Source organism: Rhodanobacter sp. BL-MT-08 (assembly GCF_054161255.1).
Map to the genome: position 1 here is coordinate 3,850,873 of NZ_CP167872.1, position 17,923 is coordinate 3,868,795.

The 17,923-nt window shown below is 63.4% G+C and carries 14 protein-coding genes; 2 read left to right on the top strand and 12 right to left on the bottom strand.

Annotated elements, in window-relative coordinates; translation table 11 throughout:
- Position 1: 1 nt before the first annotated feature.
- The 6 genes from ACDK93_RS17150 to ACDK93_RS17175 all read right to left on the bottom strand — a co-directional run bounded on the left by ACDK93_RS17150 (position 2) and on the right by ACDK93_RS17175 (position 6,328).
- Positions 2-997 (bottom strand): AAA family ATPase, encoded by a 996-nt coding sequence (locus ACDK93_RS17150; protein ID WP_458070220.1) that lies wholly within the window; start codon positions 995-997, stop codon positions 2-4.
- Positions 998-1,181: 184 nt separating this feature from the next.
- The gene (gene pilQ, locus ACDK93_RS17155) at positions 1,182-3,368 is read right to left on the bottom strand and encodes a type IV pilus secretin PilQ (RefSeq protein ID WP_458070222.1); all 2,187 of its coding nucleotides are present in this window, start codon (positions 3,366-3,368) and stop codon (positions 1,182-1,184) included.
- Between the two features lie 56 nt (positions 3,369-3,424).
- Positions 3,425-3,967, bottom strand: coding sequence for a pilus assembly protein PilP (locus ACDK93_RS17160; protein ID WP_458070223.1), 543 nt, complete (start codon positions 3,965-3,967; stop codon positions 3,425-3,427).
- On the bottom strand, positions 3,964-4,629 hold the full coding sequence (locus ACDK93_RS17165) for a type 4a pilus biogenesis protein PilO (RefSeq protein ID WP_458070225.1): 666 nt from the start codon (positions 4,627-4,629) through the stop codon (positions 3,964-3,966). Before ACDK93_RS17165 ends, ACDK93_RS17160 begins: the two co-directional genes overlap by 4 nt.
- Positions 4,626-5,270, bottom strand: coding sequence for a PilN domain-containing protein (locus ACDK93_RS17170; protein ID WP_458070227.1), 645 nt, complete (start codon positions 5,268-5,270; stop codon positions 4,626-4,628). The genes ACDK93_RS17165 and ACDK93_RS17170 overlap by 4 nt, the downstream gene beginning before the upstream one ends.
- Entirely contained in the window at positions 5,270-6,328 is a 1,059-nt protein-coding gene (locus tag ACDK93_RS17175; protein ID WP_458070229.1) for a pilus assembly protein PilM, read from the bottom strand. Before ACDK93_RS17175 ends, ACDK93_RS17170 begins: the two co-directional genes overlap by 1 nt.
- A gap of 251 nt (positions 6,329-6,579) precedes the next feature.
- Between ACDK93_RS17175 and ACDK93_RS17180 the strand changes: the two genes are divergently transcribed.
- Both ACDK93_RS17180 and ACDK93_RS17185 read left to right on the top strand, forming a co-directional pair.
- Positions 6,580-9,108: a penicillin-binding protein 1A gene (locus ACDK93_RS17180; protein WP_458070231.1), complete on the top strand. Its 2,529-nt coding sequence runs from the start codon at positions 6,580-6,582 to the stop codon at positions 9,106-9,108.
- 70 nt (positions 9,109-9,178) lie between these two features.
- Positions 9,179-9,853, top strand: coding sequence for a hypothetical protein (locus tag ACDK93_RS17185; RefSeq protein ID WP_458070233.1), 675 nt, complete (start codon positions 9,179-9,181; stop codon positions 9,851-9,853).
- Between the two features lie 104 nt (positions 9,854-9,957).
- On the opposite strand, the gene ACDK93_RS17190 is transcribed toward ACDK93_RS17185, so the two are convergent.
- The 6 genes from ACDK93_RS17190 to ACDK93_RS17215 form a co-directional block, all read right to left on the bottom strand.
- Complete coding sequence (locus ACDK93_RS17190) at positions 9,958-11,253, bottom strand: citrate synthase (RefSeq protein WP_458070235.1); 1,296 nt, start codon at positions 11,251-11,253, stop codon at positions 9,958-9,960.
- A 274-nt stretch (positions 11,254-11,527) separates the two neighbouring features.
- On the bottom strand, positions 11,528-11,782 hold the full coding sequence (locus tag ACDK93_RS17195) for a type B 50S ribosomal protein L31 (RefSeq protein ID WP_179482637.1): 255 nt from the start codon (positions 11,780-11,782) through the stop codon (positions 11,528-11,530).
- A gap of 80 nt (positions 11,783-11,862) precedes the next feature.
- Entirely contained in the window at positions 11,863-12,798 is a 936-nt protein-coding gene (locus ACDK93_RS17200) for a nucleoside hydrolase (RefSeq protein WP_458070237.1), read from the bottom strand.
- Positions 12,799-12,947: 149 nt separating this feature from the next.
- On the bottom strand, positions 12,948-15,068 hold the full coding sequence (recG, locus tag ACDK93_RS17205) for an ATP-dependent DNA helicase RecG (RefSeq protein WP_458070239.1): 2,121 nt from the start codon (positions 15,066-15,068) through the stop codon (positions 12,948-12,950).
- A gap of 93 nt (positions 15,069-15,161) precedes the next feature.
- Complete coding sequence (locus ACDK93_RS17210; protein WP_458070241.1) at positions 15,162-15,545, bottom strand: RidA family protein; 384 nt, start codon at positions 15,543-15,545, stop codon at positions 15,162-15,164.
- A 166-nt stretch (positions 15,546-15,711) separates the two neighbouring features.
- Positions 15,712-17,880: a RelA/SpoT family protein gene (locus ACDK93_RS17215; protein WP_458070243.1), complete on the bottom strand. Its 2,169-nt coding sequence runs from the start codon at positions 17,878-17,880 to the stop codon at positions 15,712-15,714.
- Positions 17,881-17,923 lie beyond the last annotated feature (43 nt).

Sequence of the window (17,923 nt, forward strand, 5' to 3'; positions counted from 1 at the left end):
CTCACGGCAGCGGCACGAGATCCAGCAGGCGATCAATCACGCGATCGGGCCGCACGCCCTCGGCTTCGGCTTCGTAACTGAGCAGCACGCGGTGGCGCAGCACTTCGTGCGCGATGCCGTGCACGTCTTCAGGAAGCACATAGTCACGGCCGGCCAGCCACGCCCGTGCACGCGAGCAGCGGTCCAGCGCGATGGTGGCTCGCGGGCTGCCGCCCCAGGCAATCCATCGCTTCAATTCCGGGCCGTAGCGGCCCGCGTCGCGCGTGGCCAGCACCAGTTGGGTGAGATATTCCTCCAGTGCCGGTGCCATGTGCACCGCCATGGCCGCGTCGCGCGCCTCGAAAACATCCGCCTGGCTCATCAGCGCTGGCGAAACGGCCGGAGCCTGGCCGCGTTGGCTGGCCTGCTCACGCGCGAGGCGAAGTATGGCCAGCTCGGCGGCCGCATCCGGATAGCCGATGACCACGTGCATGAGGAAGCGATCGAGCTGGGCCTCGGGCAACGCGAACGTGCCCTCTTGCTCGATCGGATTCTGGGTCGCCATGACCATGAACAGCTCCGGCAGATGCCAGGTGCTGCGCCCCACCGTAATCTGCTGCTCCGCCATGGCTTCGAGCAGCGCCGACTGCACCTTGGCCGGTGCGCGATTGATTTCATCCGCCAGCACGATGTTGTGGAACAGCGGCCCGCGCTCGAACTCGAACGCACCGCTCTGCGGACGGAAGATGTCAGTACCGGTGAGGTCGGCCGGCAAAAGGTCCGGCGTGAACTGCACCCGATGAAAATCGGCCTCGATCCGCGCGGCCAGCGCCTTCACCGCCGTGGTTTTGGCCAAACCGGGCGCGCCTTCGACCAGCAGATGCCCGTCGGCGAGGAGGGCTACGAGCAGGCAGTCGATCAGGTGCGGCTGCCCAATGATGCTCCGCTGCAGATCCTGACGAAGCAAAGAAAACGCGTGCTGCAGGCGGCTTGTTGACGACGTTTCGGCGGTATCCATGTTCATTCCGGTTGCTGCGACAGACCCGCCAGCCGGTCGAAAGAGGGAAAGAAAGCTCTGGCTGGCGGGTGGCTCTCAGACAATGCAGATCGCCGTAAGTTTAATCATTCCGAGAGAATCGACTTGGAGGCAAAAAAAAGAGGCGGCCGAAGCCGCCTCTTTTGACGATGGACTTCATAACACCTTACTGCAGCGTTTCGCTGAGGATTCGGGGTGTCACGAAAATCAACAGCTCCGCCTTGGTGTTGCTGCGCGAAGTCTGCCGAAACAGCGCTCCAAGTATCGGGACGTCGCCCAGCCCTGGCACTTTCACCACCGTATCAGAGTTGTTGATCTCATAAATACCGCCAAGCACGACCGTCTGCCCATTGTCGACAAGCGCCGACGTATTCACTGAGCTGGTATTGATTGTGGGAACCTGGCCGCTGCCCGGGACAGTAATATAACCCGCAAGCGCGTCCTTGGTGACATTGATCAAAAGGTAAATTCGGTTGTCCGCCGTAATGGTCGGTGTGACTTTAAGTTCAAGCACGGCATCCTTGAAGGCAACCGTCGCCGTACCGCTGCCCGCAGCACTGCCGACCGAGTTTTGGTAAGTCACATAGCCGATTTCCTGACCCTGACGAATAACAGCTTCCTGTTGATTGGCTGTGATGACTCGCGGACTGGAGATGACTTCGGTCCGACCCTCAGTCTGCGCGGCAGAAAGCTCCAAATCGAGTGAATAATTGGCCCCCAGAATTGCCAGTCCGAAGCTTCCCGCCGTGGTGGTCGCGGGCAAATTGAAGTTCAGACCACTACCACCGGCGGTGCCGTTTCCGTTGTCCGTGCCACCGATCGAAACAACATTACCGCCGCCCGTCCCAGATGCCAATGCCGTTCCGGCAGCAGTGGAGTTCTGAAAGCTGGTGTTGTTCTGCTTGCCGGTGATGCCGAACTTCGCGCCAAGATCACGAGTGAAGTTGTCAGTTGCGACGACCAGCCTCGACTCGATCAAGACCTGCTGCACCGGCTTGTCCAATACGGCAATCAGCTCGCGGAGCTGCTTGATTTGTTGCGGCGTGTCGTTGAGCAGCAGCGTGTTGGTGCGAACGTCAAATGCCACGCTGCCTCGGGCCGACAGAAAACCATGCTGTGCATTGGGGTTGGTGCTACCACCACTGATCGATTGGAGGCTTCCGGTCGTCAGCAGCTTTGCAATATCGGAAGCTTTGCCATAGCTGATCGGCACATAGTCCGTGATCAGCTCAGCCGTGTCCTGTGCCTTCAACTTGGCATCGGCGATGTCCTGTTCGTACTTGGCCAGCTCGGCCTGGGGCGCGATCCAGACCACGTTGCCGTCGCGGCGCTTGTCCAGGCTCTTCGCGCGCAGGATCACGTCCAGCGCCTGATCCCATGGAACGTTGTCCAGACGCAGCGTCACGCCGCCCGTGACGCTGTCGGACGCCACCAGGTTGAGGCCGGATTCGTCGGCAATCAGCTGGAGTGCCGAGCGCACCGGGATATCCTGGAAATTGAACGTCGCCCGTTTGCCGGTGTAGACCGGCAGCTGCTGGCCGTCCTTGGTCAGCGTGGTGGCCTTGTCGTCCGATTTCTTGGCCGACACCTCGACCACGTACTGATCCGGAGTCTGATAACCCGACGTATCGACATTGCCTTTCACTGCAATCTCGATGTGCGCGCCGCCGCCCATGCCGGCCTTGGTCACGATCGACTGCACTGGCGTGGCAAAGTCCAGCGTGTCCAGCCGCTGCGCAAGATTGGGCGGCAGATTGGCATGGTCGATGTTGACGGTCACCAGATCGCCCTTGTGCGTGAGCTGGGCATTGGCGCCGGTGCCGCTGAAACTGATCAGTACACGACCTTCGCCATTCGGACCGCGGCGGAAATCGATATTGGAAATGGCCGGCCCATTCATCGACGACGGCAGCGCCTTGGATGGATCGATCGTGGCGACCGTGGTTACCGACTGATCGGCCGTGCCGTTGTTGATCGTCAGCAGCAGGCTGTGCCCTTCGACGCGCGAACGGTAGGTCGACTCACGCGTCAGCTCGACCACCACACGGGTGCGGCCACCGGCGGTCACTGCCGAGACGCCGGCGGTCGAGCCCTGACCGATGGTGATGTGCCGTGCCGATGCATTGTCGGTATCGGCAAAATCCACCGCGATGCGCGGCGGATTGCCGGTGGTGAAGATCTTCGGTTGCGGCACGGGGCCGTTGCCGAAATCCATTTTCAGCTCGACGTTGCCGCCGGGCCGCGTTTCGTAGCTGATGTTCTTCAGCGTGGTGCCGGCGGCAGAGGCTGCGCCGGTCCAGCTGGCGCCGGCGAGCAGCAAGCCCACCAGAATGTAGTGACTCGCATGGCGCATGACACGGCCCCGGAAAGATTGGATTGGATTGGTCATTGCATCAGCCCCTGTGTTTCCTATTGCCCGGCAAGGGCGATGCTGGCAGGACGTTCCATCCAGCCACCGTTACCGTTGGATACCAGCTCGACCAGATCGATATGGTCATCGCTGATGGCGATGACGTGTCCGTAGTTCTGGCCCATGTATTCGCCCTTGTGGATGCGGTGGATCACGCCACCGGGGTCCTTGATCAGCACCTCGGTGCCCGCACCCGTGCCGACGGTGCCGACCATCTTCAAGCTATCCAGCGAGAACATCTCCAGCGGTTCCTTGGCGCGATTGGCATCCGGCCGCGGACCGCTGTTGGCCGAACTCGGCTCGCTTTCGGCCAGACTTGGGCTGAACGGGTCGCGCTTGTCCTGATCGTCGTACTTGAAAGACTCGAAGGTCTTGATCACCGGCAGCGGTGTGATCGGCGCACCTTTCTTGGCTTTCTCCTGAGCGATCCAGTCGCGCAGATCGGAGGTGCCTCGGGTGCAGCCGCTGACGACCAGGGCAATCCCCAGCATCAGCAGAATTTGTATCGCCCGTGTCGGATTGAAGGGGGCAGACTTTTTCATTTGTGCGCTCCCGGCGGGGTGCTGCCTGAAGCCTTGATGGTGGTAGAGCTCTCTTCGTCATCGAGATAACGGTAGGTTTTCACCGTGCCCTGCAGCACCAGCTGGCCGTCACTGGCGGCGCCCGCCTTGGTGGCATTTTTCGGTGTCAGCGACACGTCGTGCAGGGTCAGAATCACCACGCGCGGCAGCGAGGCCACACCGCTGATGAAAGCGCCGAACTGGTGGTAGGTACCGGTCATGCGTAGCGTGATGGGTTTTTCCGCGTAAAAATCCTTCGGTGTTTCCGGACCCGGCTGGAACAGCTCGTTCACCAGGCCCGCGCTTTGCGCGGTCTGCGAAATATCGACCAGCAATTCCGGCATTTCGGTCTTGCCCGGCAGCTGACGCAGCAGCTGGCGCAGCATGTCCTGCATCTCGTCGAGCTGCTGCTGCAGCGCTTCGAGGTTGACCGCCTTGGCCTGCTTGGTCGAGAACTCCTGTTTCAGCGCATCTTCCTTGGCGGCAAGCGTCGTCAAGCTGTCCTGCTGGTCGCCGATGAAGAAATACCAGCCGATAAGCACAATGACCGCAAACAGCAGTCCGGTGAAAAACATCTTGACCGACTGCGGCCAGCCGCCGACGTTATTGCGATCGAGATTGCGCAGGTCGTTGAAAAATTTCATGGTTTCGCTCCTCCCGTCGCAGGAGCGCTGGCCGCCTTGGCCGGGGCGGCGGTGGAAGCGGCTCCAGCGGGCGCGCCAGAATCAGTCACCTGGTCGGCCTTCGGACGGCTGAGTGCGATATCCAGGCCAAAGGTGTAGGGCATGCGCGTGGCTTCCGCACTTTTCTCCGTCTTGCGCAGCTCGGTATGACCCAGCCACGGCGAGGCTTCGATGTTTTTCATGTACTCGGCGACGCTGGCGTTGGACTGCGACACGCCGTCGAGGGACATCGACTGCCCATCCTGCTTGACGCCAGTCAGGCGTGCGCTCGGGGGAATGGTTTTCACCAGTTCGTCGAACAGGTGAACCATCTGCGAGCGGTCGGCCTGCAGCTGCTCGATGATCTGCTTGCGTGCCAGCAGGTGGTCGCGCACTTTTTCCAGATCTTTGATCTTGGTGATGCGCACATCGACCTGAGTGATTTCGTTCTGCAGCAGGGTGTTGCGTTCGTTCTGGTTGTCGATGCGCTCGCCCATCCAGAAGCCCCAGAGCAGCAGAAAGACGATGGCCGCGGCAAACGCCACACCGAGCTGGATGTAGAACTCGCGTTCGCGCTGCTTGCGCCGCGCGGCGCGATGCGGGAGTAAGTTGACGTGTGCCATCAGTCGAAGCTCCTCAGCGCGAGACCGACCGCAATCATCAAGGCCGGCGCGTCCTGCGCCAGCGACTGCGCCTGCACGCGCGGCGACAGCGACATGCGCGCCAACGGGTTGGCCACGATGCACGGCACCCCGAGCTGTTCTTCCAGCATGGCGCCCAGGCCTTCGATCGAGGCGCAGCCACCGGCCAGCACCACCTGATCGACCTTGCTGTATTCGCTCCCGGCGAAGAAGAACTGCAGCAGGCGGCTGATTTGCTGAGTCAGCGATTCCTTGAACGGCTCCAGCGCCTCACTCTCATAAGATTCCGGCAGGCCACCTTTGCGCTTGGCGCGACCAGCCTCCTCGTAGGAAAGGCCGAAGCGACGCATGATCTCGTCGGTCAGCTGCTTGCCGCCGAACACCTGCTCGCGCGAGTAAATGGTTCGCTGGTTGCGCAAAACGGACAGCGTAGTCATGGTCGCGCCGATATCCACCACCGCCACCAGTGCGTCGCGACCCACGCTCAGCTGGTCGGCGACCATGGCAAAGGCGTTTTCCATCGCGAAGGCTTCGACGTCGATGACGCCAGCGGTCAGGCCGCCCAATTCGAGGGCAGCCACGCGCATGTCGACGTTCTCGGTTCGCGAGGCGGCCAGCAGCACGTTGTTCATGTCAGGGTTGTCACGTACCGGGCCCACCACCTCGTAATCGAGGCTGACTTCCTCGATCGGGTAGGGGATGTACTGATTGGCCTCGATCTGGATCTGACCTTCGAGGTCGTCCTCGGACAGATCGCTGGCCATGGGAATGATGCGTGTGATCACCGCCGAACCAGCCACCGCGGCCGCGCCGTGCTTGACTTTGGAGCCGGAGCGGGCCAGCGCACGGCGGATCGCGTCGCCCACCGCCTCAACCTCGACGATGTTCTTTTCGACCACGGCATTGGGTGGCAGCGGCTCGACCGCGTAGTGTTCCACGCGAAAACGCCCGCCGGCCTGACTGAGCTGCAGCAGCTTGACGGCAGTCGAACTGATGTCGACACCTATCAGCGCCGGCTTCTTGGGTGTGAAAAGCCCCACGGTGTTTCCCCCTGACCACTAGGCGCCCCTGACCAGAAACCTGGAGGGATGCGCAATGGCATTAAATCGAAAAATTAACGCAATGGCAACGGTCTACGCGAACTTTCTCAACTAATTGTCGTGATGTCCACCACAATTGCGGGGGTAGACCTCTACGGGCCGGAGCCCCGCCGGCTTGACCTCGACGCGTCCAGACAATACCGCTACATCTATACTCTGGCACGTTTTGACTCTGGCCTTGCCAACCCACCATGCGAATTTTCAAGCGATTGTTGCGCTGGGCTCTCATCCTGGCTTTTTCCGGCATGCTGCTCGCCGTCGTTGCGGTGGGCGTGGCCTATTGGCTGATCGCACCGCGGCTTCCGGCGGTGGCCGTGCTCAAGGACTACCACATGCAGGTGCCCCTGCGCGTACTCAGCGCCGACGGCAAGCTCATCGCCAGCTTCGGCGAAACGCGGCGCATTCCGGTCGACATTGCCAATGTGCCGGACCAGCTCAAGCACGCGGTACTGTCGGCTGAAGATGCCGACTTCTACCACCACCCCGGGGTGGACTGGCACGGAATCGTCCGGGCCGGATGGCACGTGATCGCCACGGGTGGTGACAAGGGTCCGGGCGGCTCAACTATCACCCAGCAGGTCGCGCGCAATATCTTTCTCAGCCCCGAAAAGCTGTATTCGCGCAAGCTGACCGAGATTTTCATCGCCTTGCGCATCGAGCATGAGCTGACCAAGGATCAAATCCTCGAGCTGTACCTCAACAAGATGTTTCTCGGCCATCGCGCCTACGGCGTGGCCGCTGCGGCCGAGTACTACTACGGCAAGACGCTGGACCAACTGACCGTCGCCGAGTGCGCCCTGCTCGCCTCGACCTTCCAGTTGCCCTCCGTGGTCAATCCCATCAATAGCCCGGCCCGCGCCATCGCGCGGCGCAATTGGGTGCTGGGCGAGATGCTCAAGCACGGCTACATCACGCATCCGGTGTACGAAGAGGCCATCAACGAGCCCAATCACGCCTTTCCGCACGAGCAGACCATCGAAGTGGACGCACCTTATCTCGCCGAAATGGTGCGACGCCAGGCGCTGGACCGGCTTGGCAACGAGGCCCTGACCGAAGGTTACGTGGTCAAGACGACACTGCAGAGCGACCGCCAGAAAGTGGCCGTCGAGGCGGTGCGCAACGGGCTGGAAATCTATGACCACCGCCATGGCTGGCGCGGGCCGGAGGCGCACCAGGATCTGGCTGCCGACGCCGGCCCGTCGGACTACGACCGGGTGCTGTCCAGTTACTTCAGCATTTCCGGCATGCAGCCGGGCCTGGTGACCGCCGCCGACGCGACCGAGGCCACCGTTTATATGGCCGATCACACGGACGTCAAACTCGATCTGGCGGCGATGAGCTGGGCCCGTCCGCACATCGACGACGATCGCGTCGGCGCGGCGCCGACCGCCGTCAGCAAGGTGCTCAAGCGCGGCGATGTGATCCGCCTCTCCCGCAGCGACAAGGGCGAGTGGCAGCTCGACCAGATTCCCCGCGCGCAGGCGGCACTGACCTCGATCAGTCCGGAAGACGGCGCGATTCGCGCGCTGGTCGGCGGCTTCAATTTTTCGCTGAGCAAATTCAATCGCGCCGTGATGGCGGCGCGCCAGCCGGGCTCCAGTTTCAAGCCGTATTTTTACTCGGCAGCCTTCGAGCGTGGCTTCACCCCGTCATCGATCATCAACGACGCGCCGCTGGCGTTGCCGGATCCTTCCCGGCCGGGTGGCGTCTGGACACCATCCAACGACGACGGCAAGTTTGCCGGCCCGATGCGCCTGCGCGAGGCGCTGGTGCAGTCGAAGAACCTGGTCTCCGTGCGCCTGCTGGACGCCATTGGCGTGCGTTATGCGCGCGACTACGTAACCCGCTTCGGCTTTCCTCTCGACGCGATTCCACCCAATCTTTCGATGGCCCTGGGCACGGCCTCGGTGTCGCCGATGAGCATGGCGCGCGGGTATTCCGTGTTCGCCAACGGCGGCTATCTGGTCACCCCCTACTTCATCAGCGAAATCGATGATCGCAGCGGCAAGCCCGTTTATGTCGCCAACCCGGCCCGCGCCTGCCTCGATTGCCAGGAGCGCCTCCTCGAGAGCAGCCCGCCCGGACCGCCGCCGGCCGACATGCTCAAGACTCCGGCGAACGATGTCCCCGTCGCCACCAGCGCAGCCCCCGCGTCGGGTAGCAGCGTTGACGGCGTGGGCATTGCCGTGCTTCCCGCCGACGTGCATAACCAGAACGCGCACCCGCCGGTGCTTGCGCCGCATGTCATCGACATCCGCAACGACTACCTGCTCACCTCGCTGATGAAGGACGTGATCCTGCGCGGCACCGGCTCGGCGGCCAAATCGCTCAACCGCACCGATCTGGCCGGTAAGACCGGTTCCACCAACGATCACCGTGACGCCTGGTTCGTCGGTTTCAACGGCGATCTTGCTACCGCCGTATGGGTAGGCTTTGACGATTACGCCTCGCTCGGCCACGGCGAGTTCGGCGCCAAGGCCGCGCTGCCGATCTGGATGGACTACATGGGCGATGTGCTCAAAGGCCTGCCGATGAACTCGTTGCCAATGCCGCCCGGGATCAGTACGGTATTCATCAACCGCGACAGCGGCCTGCCGACCACGCCGGACGACCCCAACGGCATGAACGAGATTTTCAAGGTGGAGGACGTCGACCGCCTGCGCACGCAGGCTACCCAGCAGAAAGAAGAGGACCAGCAGCACGCCTACGATATTTTTTAAGTCGCCACGCTGCTCGCCGCTGCCCTCGCGGCGCCGATACAGCAGGCCATCCAACGATGAGGAGCGTGTCATGTCCCGAGGCGAACACCACCGCATCCACGCGCACGACCGGCTGCAGCGCAGCCGCCTGCGCATAGCCCAGGAGGCCGCTCGCCTGATGAGCGAGCACGGCATCCGCGACTTTCATCACGCCAAACTCAAGGCCGCCGAACGGCTCGGCATTCTCGACACGCAGGCGTTGCCGCGCAATCTGGAAATCGAGGAAGCGCTGCGCGAGCACCAGCGGCTGTTTCTGGGCGACAGCCAGCCCAGATCGCTGCGTCAGCGGCGCGAGGCGGCGGTGGAAGCCATGCGCTTTCTCTCCGCCTTCGAACCGCGCCTGGTCGGCGCCGTGCTCGAAGGCACGGCCGACACGCACTCGGCCGTCTGCCTGCACGTGTTCAGCGACGATCCCGACGCCGTGGGCCGCTATCTGTTCGACAACGGCGTGCCGATCGAAACCCAGACGCGCCGCCTGCGCACCACGCGCGAGGAACAGTCGGAGTTTCCCGTGCTGCTGTTTGCCGCCGACGAGCTGCCGTTCGATCTGACCGTGCTGCCGCGCGACTCGCTGCGGCAGGCGCCGCTGGACCGCCGCGCCGACGACACGCCGATGCGTCGCGCGACGCTGACGCAGGTGGAAATGCTGCTGGCGGAAAACGATGACGATGCGTTCGAACAGCGGCTGTCGGCCGCCCTACGCTGAACCGCTGAACCGGTCGCCTCCTGGACAAACCTCCCGACTGGAAAGTGCCAAAAGAAATGCCCGGGCAAGCCCGGGCATTTTTGTATCGACTGACGCAAAGACACTTAGCGCTTCGCTTCCGGCACGTAGTCGCGGACATCCGCGCCGGTGTAGATCTGACGCGGACGGCCGATGCGCGATCCCGGCGTTTCGTGCTGCTCGATCCAGTGCGCGATCCAGCCGGAGGTGCGTGCAATGGCGAACATCACGGTGAACATCTCCGTCGGAATGCCCAGCGCCTTGTAGATGATGCCGGAGTAGAAGTCGACGTTCGGGTACAGCTTGCGCTCGACGAAGTAATCGTCCTTTAGCGCCGCCTCTTCCAGCTTCATCGCCACGTCGAGCAGCGGGTCGTTGACGCCGAGTTCTTCCAGCACCTTGTGGCACATCTCGCGAATGATCTTGGCACGCGGATCGAAGTTCTTGTAAACGCGGTGACCAAAGCCCATCAGGCGGAAGCTGTCGTTCTTGTCCTTCGCGCGCAGCACGGCCTTTTCGACCTGATCCGGCGTGCCGATTTCCTTCAACTGCTTGAGCACGGCCTCGTTGGCACCGCCATGGGCGGGGCCCCACAGCGCCGTGATACCCGCGGCGATCGACGCGTACGGATTGGCGCCGGTGGAGCCGACCAGACGCACAGTCGAGGTCGAGGCATTCTGCTCGTGATCGGCATGCAGGATGAACAGCAGGTCCAGCGCCTTGGCCGCGACAGGGCTCATCTCCAGTGGCTCGCTCGGTACTTCGAACATCATGTGCAGGAAGCGCTCGACGTAGGCGAGATTGTTGCGCGGATAGCGCGCCGGCCAGCCGATCGAATAGCGGTAGCACGATGCCGCGATGGTCGGCATCTTGGCGATCAGGCGGATGGCGGCCAGCTTGCGGTCGGCCGGATCGTCGACGTTCAGATCGTCATGGTAGAACGCGGACAGCGACGCCACCGAAGCGGCCAGCATCGCCATCGGGTGGGCGTCGTGATGGAAACCCTGGAAAAAGTTCTTCTGCGACTCGTGCATCATCGTGTGATGCGTGATCTCGTGGTCGAACGCCTCAAACTGCGGTTTGGTCGGCAGCTCGCCGTTGAGCAGCAGATACGACACTTCGAGGAAACTGGATTTTTCCGCCAGTTGCTCGATCGGGTAGCCGCGATACAACAGCACGCCCTCGTCGCCGTCAATATAGGTGATGGCGCTCTTGGTGCTGGCGGTGCTGCCATAGCCCGGGTCGTAGGTGAAGTGACCAGTGTCCTTGTACAGCGTGCCGATATCGATGCACGCGGGACCCAGCGTGCCGCTGATCAGTGGCAGTTCGCTGCTGCGCTGGGTGGACTCATCGACCAGCTTGACGATCTTGGTATCGGACACAGGAATCTCCTTACATGTGGATCACCACCGGGATCACCCGTGCGGGCACCGCCGGTCGGCGAGGGGAATGCTTGGTCGTTGCATGCCGGGGAGTGCATGCGGCAAATCGAGCGCCGGAGCGCTTTTCACCGCGAATTATCGCATAAGGCCCTGTGAACATTCGATCGCGAATGGACGTGACGCCGGCACAAAAAAATACGGGGGAAGCTTGCGCTCACCCCGTATGTCGATTCGACTCTTGCACGGCCATCAATGGAAACGGCCCGAGCGGAAATTATTCTTTCGTGGCGCCCGCATAGCGACGGCGGAACTTGTCCACGCGGCCGCCGACGTCGAGCGTCTTCTGCTTGCCGGTGTAGAACGGGTGCGAATGGCTGGAGATATCCACCTTGATCAGCGGGTACTCGTTACCGTCTTCCCACTTGATGGTTTCCTTGCTGGACATGGTCGACTTGGTCAAAAACGCGAAGTCGGACGACAGGTCCTGGAAAACGACCGCTTTGTTGTTCGGATGGATATCAGGCTTCATGACAGACTCGAAAGCGATGGAAACAAGAGCGGCATTGTAACCGTCGTTTGCCAGGCGCCGCAACCCTTGCGGGCCCGAACTCAGTCTGGCGCGCCCAGCGCACGGCGAACCATGGCGGCAAAACGCAGCTGATCGACCTCCAGCACGATATCGGCATTGGCAGGCCTCCCAAGGCGCTTGGCCCAGTCGACCACGGTGGCGCCGCGGGTCAACCGACCGTCGAGTTCGACCGCCACGGCACGCTTTTCGCTGCGCGTGACGATGGACGGATCGATCGCCACCGCCATCGCCAGCGCATCGGCGGCAATCACCCCGCGCCGCCCGTGATCCGCGTTGTAGGCTCGCGCGGTGCCGGCGATGCTGTCGTAAAAATCCGCGCGTTTGTCGCCCAGCTTGAGCCAGCCTTCGAATTCGGCGTCGTCAAACGCGTGCCGCAGCGTAGCCTCCCAGTCGACCAGCTCGAACTGCGGGAACGCTTCGAAAACCACATGTGCGGCTTCCGGATCAAAGCCGATATTGAACTCGGCCGGCACGTTGCCGGTATTGCCGTGCCCGGTGACGGCGCCGCCCATGATCACCAGCCGCGCCACGCGCTCAGGCAGGCCGGGATCGATGCGCAAGGCCAGCGCGAGATTGGTCAGCGGCGCCAGCGCCACCAGGGTCAGCTGGCCGGGGCGCTCGCGGGTCAGCCGCAGCAGCGCCAGCGCGGCCGCTTCGTCCGTCAGGGCCGCGCGCGGCGGCGGGAATCCCACGTCGCCAAAGCCGTCCTGACCGTGCACAAAGGCGGCATCCTCCTCCGGCGCGCGCACCAGCGGCGTGGCGCAGCCGGCAAATATGGGCGTGGTGGCGCCCAGCAAATCAACCAGCGTGCGCGCGTTGCGCACGGTATGGCCCAGACCGACGTTGCCCGCCGCGATGCTCAGGCCTGCGACGTCGGCGTGCGCATACGCCATCAAAATGGCGAGCGCGTCGTCTACGCCGGGGTCGGTATCGATCAGCAGCTGTGGTCGGGTCATGCGAAGCGTGCGGTCAGGAAGTAGCCGGATAGCTTAGTGGGAGTGGGGAACGGGGAACAGGGAATGGGGAACACGAGCCAGAGCAGCGATCACTTTTGATCTTCCCCGTTCCCCGCCAGGCCACCTAGGGTGGTTCCCCGCTCCCGCCCTCAAGCATGCACATACCGCGCAGCGCCGCCGATCCAGCGCTCGATCAATTGCTCGGTCTGTGCCGGATGCTCGGCCAGCATGCGCTCACCCACCTGCTGCACGGCCGGCAGCAAGTGGGCGTCGCGCGCGAGGTCGGCAATGCGAAAGCTGAGCTGCCCGGTCTGGCGCGTGCCGAGCACTTCGCCGGGCCCGCGCAGCTCCAGATCCTTTTCGGCAATAAGGAAACCGTCGTTGGTTTCGCGCATCACCTGCAAGCGCTCGCGCGCCAGCTGACCAAGCGGTGGCTGATAGAGCAGCACGCAGTTCGACGCCACCGCGCCGCGCCCTACCCGACCACGCAGCTGATGCAGCTGCGCCAGGCCAAGCCGCTCGCTGTTCTCGATCACCATCAGGCTGGCATTGGGTACGTCGACGCCGACCTCGATCACCGTGGTCGCCACCAGCACGGACAGCTCGCCGGCCTTGAACGCATCCATCGCTGCCTGCTTTTCCTTCGGCTTCATCCGGCCGTGAATCAGCCCCACCCTGAAGCCCGTCAGCGCTGACGACAGTTCCGCATGTGCCACTTCTGCCGCCTGCGCGCGCAGCTGCTCGGACTCCTCGATCAGCGTACACACCCAATAAACCTGCCGACCCTCGCCGCACGCGGCGTGGATGCGCTCGATCACGTCGAAGCGCCGCGCGTTGGAGATCGCGATGGTCTGCACCGGCGTACGCCCCGGCGGCAACTCGTCGATCGAAGACACATCCAGATCGGCGTAGGCGCTCATCGCCAGCGTGCGCGGAATCGGCGTGGCGGTGAGCACCAGTTGATGCGGCACCAGACCCGTAACGTGGTCAGCTCCTTTATCGCGCAGCGCGAGGCGCTGCTGTACGCCGAAGCGATGCTGCTCGTCGACGATGACCAGGCCGAGCTGCGAAAACGCCACACCTTCCTGCATCAGCGCATGGGTGCCGATCGCCATCGAGGCACCTTCGGCAATGCGCTGCATGGCCTGCTGCCGCGCCTTGCCCTGCTGCTTGCCGACCAGCCATTCCACTGCAATGCCCAGCGGCTGGAGCCAGTGCCGAAAATTGCGCAGATGCTGCTCGGCCAGCAATTCGGTCGGCGCCATCAGCGCCACCTGCTGGCCGGATTCGATCGCCGCCAAGGCGGCCAGCGCGGCCACCACCGTTTTGCCACTGCCCACGTCGCCCTGTACCAGCCGCAGCATCGGCTTGTGCTGCGCGAGATCGCGCGCCACCTCGGCCGACACGCGCTGCTGCGCGCTCGTCAGCGCAAACGGCAGCGCCTCCAGCAACTGCGCGCGCAAGCTTCCATCGCCGCCAAGCGCTGGCGCGCGACGGCGGCGCACGGCGGCGCGCAGGCGCTTGAGGCTCAAATGCTGGGTCAGCAACTCCTCGAAGGCCAGCCGCTGCTGCGCCGGATGCCGGCCGAGCGTCAGCTGGGCCAGGTTCGCGTCCGGCGGCGGGCGGTGCACGTAAAGCAGCGCGTCGCGCAGCGACGTGAGCCCGTGCTCGGCGCAGAGTTCCGGCGGAATCAGTTCCAACTGCGCGGCGGGCGGAAGCAGTGCCAGCGATTTGGCGATCACGCCGGCCAGCCGCTTCGTGCCGAGGCCTTCGGTCGTCGGATACACCGGACTCAGCAGATCGTCGACCGCCGCCAGCTCATCGCCGCTCAGGCGCTGATAGGTCGGATGCACCATCTCCAGACCCTGCGCCGCATGGCGCACCTCGCCGTAGCAGAGCACCCGCGCGCCGACTTTCAGCTGCTCGGCCTGTGCGCGGTTGAAATGAAAAAAGCGCAGCGTCAGGGTCTGGCCGCTGACATCGCCAATGGCGACTTTCAGCTGCGGTCGAAAGCGAAAGCCGCGCTCGACTGCCTCGATTACCCCCTCGACCTGCGCACGCTCCCCGACGCGCAGGTCGGCGATGGCCGTCACGTGCGTCTTGTCCTCGTAACGCAAAGGAAGGTGAAACCACAGGTCCTGGAGATGTTCCAGACCCAGCTTCGCCAGCGTCGCGACCAGCGCGGGACCGACACCGCTGAGCGTGCTTACCGGCGCAAGACCCGGGTCGGCATCCACAATTGAAGAAGGTCGAGGAGTGCGCGCGCTCATGTCGGTCAAGCCTAACCGAGCGATACCGTCTGCCGTAAGCCTGATTTTCGGATTGGGCCGACGCGCCCTGTCGGCAGGCAACGCGCGTAAGGATCAGTCCAGCACCATCACCGCATCCACTTCGACCTGCGCCGCCTTCGGCAAGGCGGAAACCTCGATGGTGGATCGCGCGGGAAACGGCGACTGGAAATATTCGGCCATCACCGCATTGACCGTGGCGAAGTTGGCCAGGTCGGTGACGTAAATGCCGACGCGAACGATCTGCGTCAGCGAGCCACCTGCGGCCTGCGCAACCGCGGTCAAATTGTCGAACACGCGACGGGTCTGCACAGCGATATCGCCGTCGATCAGCGCGCCGGTGGCCGGATCGAGGGGAATCTGGCCGGAGAAATACACCGTATTGCCGGCGCGCACGGCCTGCGAATACGGGCCGATGGCGGCTGGCGCCAGTTCGGTGGAAATGATGGTGCGAGACATGGCTTTCCTTGAGGAAGGGGAATGGGGAACACGAGCCGGAGAAAGCATTCGCTTTGGATAACCCGTTGAACTAGGAATGTGGAGCGGAAAACGAGAGCCGGGGCGCGAGGCCCGCACTTTTGATCTTACCCGTTACCTGTTCCCCATTCCCCGCTGCATCCCCGCGTCACAAAGGATAGCGATGCGCACCGCTGATGACACCGGTGCGTCGCACGCGACGGATCACCTCGGCCAGATGCTTGCGACTCTTCACTTCCATGGAAAACAGCAGCGTTGCCGCGGCGGCATCGCGCTCGACGTATTCGACGTTGTCGATATTCGAATCCGCCGCCGCAATGGCGGCCGCCACCGTGGCCAGCACGCCCGGACGGTTGATGACTTCGATACGCAGCTGTGCACGGAAGTCGCCCTGCACATCGCGATCCCATTCAATCGGCACGTAGCGCTCCGGCGACTTGCGCAGCTCGGTCACGTTCGGGCATTCCTCGCGGTGCACGACGATGCCCTTGCCCGAGGACAGGTAGCCCACGATGTCGTCGCCCGGCAGCGGATGGCAGCAGTTGGCGAAACTCAGCACGCCGCGCTCGGCGCCGGTAATGCGAATTTTTTCGTGCGCGTTCGGCGACGTGTGCGGTGCGCCATCCAGGCGCTTGCCGCGCGAGGCCAGCAGCTGGGTGGCGACCACGTCAGGCATGCGATTGCCCAAGGCGATGTCCGAGAGCAGCTCTTCCAGACGGCTGAACTTGGAGGCTTCGAGGAACCGTTCCAGTACGGCAGTTGGCACCCCATCCAAACTGCTGCCCTGCGCGTCGAGCGCGCGATCGAGCATGCGGTGACCGAAGTCCACTGCGTCCTCGTGCTGCAGGTTTTTCAGGTACTGACGAATGGCGGTGCGGGCCTTGCCGGTGACGACCGACTCCAGCCACGCCGGATTGGGCATCGCCGACGGCGCGGTGATGATTTCAACAAGCTGGCCCGACGCCAGACGCGTGCGCAGCGGCAGCAGCTTCTTGTCCACGCGTGCAGCCACCGCGTGATCGCCGACATCGGTATGTACGGCGTAGGCGAAATCCAGCGCGGTCGCGTTGCGCGGCAGCGAGAGAATGTCGCCGCGCGGCGTGAACAGGTAGACCTCGTCCGGGAACAGGTCGATCTTTACCGCTTCGATGAATTCCGCCGAGGACGAGGTGTTCGCCGAGTTGTCCGCCAGTGACGACAGCCATTCGCGCGCGCGCGCCTGCGCGCTGTTGGCCGGACCGCTGTCGGTCTTGTAGGCCCAATGGGCCGCCACGCCGCGCTCGGCCACCGAGTCCATTTCGGCGGTGCGGATCTGCACCTCGATCGGCGCACCGAAGGGCCCCAGCAGCACGGTATGCAGCGACTGGTAGCCGTTCGCCTTGGGGATCGCGATGAAATCCTTGAAACGTCGATCGACCGGTTTATATAGGGCGTGCACCGCGCCGAGCGCCATGTAGCAGCTCATCGCGCTGTCGACGATCACGCGAAAACCGTACACGTCCATCAGCTGGGCGAAGCTCTTGTGCTCCTCGTGCATCTTCGAATAGATGCTCCACGGCGACTTGATCCGCCCGACCACGTCGCTCTGCATATGCTCGGCACTGAGGCGGCTCGCCAGCGCTGTTTCGATCTTGCCCATCGCCTCACGGCGATTGCCGATGGCGGCGCGGATACGCTCGCTGATCACGCGGTAACGATCCGGGTACAGCGCGCGAAAGCCAAGATCCTGCAGCTCGGCCTTGAACTTGTTCATGCCCAGACGCTGAGCGATGGGGGCGTAGATTTCCAGCGTTTCGCGGGCAATGCGGCGGCGCGAGGCCGGATCCTTGGCGCCCAGCGTGCGCATGTTGTGCAGCCGATCGGCCAGCTTGATCAGGATCACGCGCAGATCGCGCGCCATCGCCAGCAGCATCTTGCGAAAGCTTTCGGCGTCGGCTTCCTGGCGGGAACCGAACTGCATCTTGTCCAGCTTGGTCACGCCGTCGACCAGCTCGGCCACTACCTCGCCGAACTCGCCGGCCAGCGCCTCGCGGCTCAGCGTGGTGTCTTCCAGCGTGTCGTGCAGGATGGCCGCGACGATGGTTTCGGCATCGAGCCCGAGTTCGGCCAGGATGCCGGCCACCGCCACCGGATGGGTGATGTACGGCTCGCCGCTTTTGCGCTCCTGCCCGGCGTGCGCATCGGCACCGACCTCGAAGGCCCGGATGACCTTGGCGATCTGCGCTTCGGACAGGTACGCGACCCGCTCTTTCAATGCCAGCACGTAGGGAGGCAATAGCGACAAGTCGACCGAACCCGGGTCCGTGGCCGTTGTCATGGAAGTCGGCGCCGGCTCAGGCGCCTACCTCGGAAAAACGAGT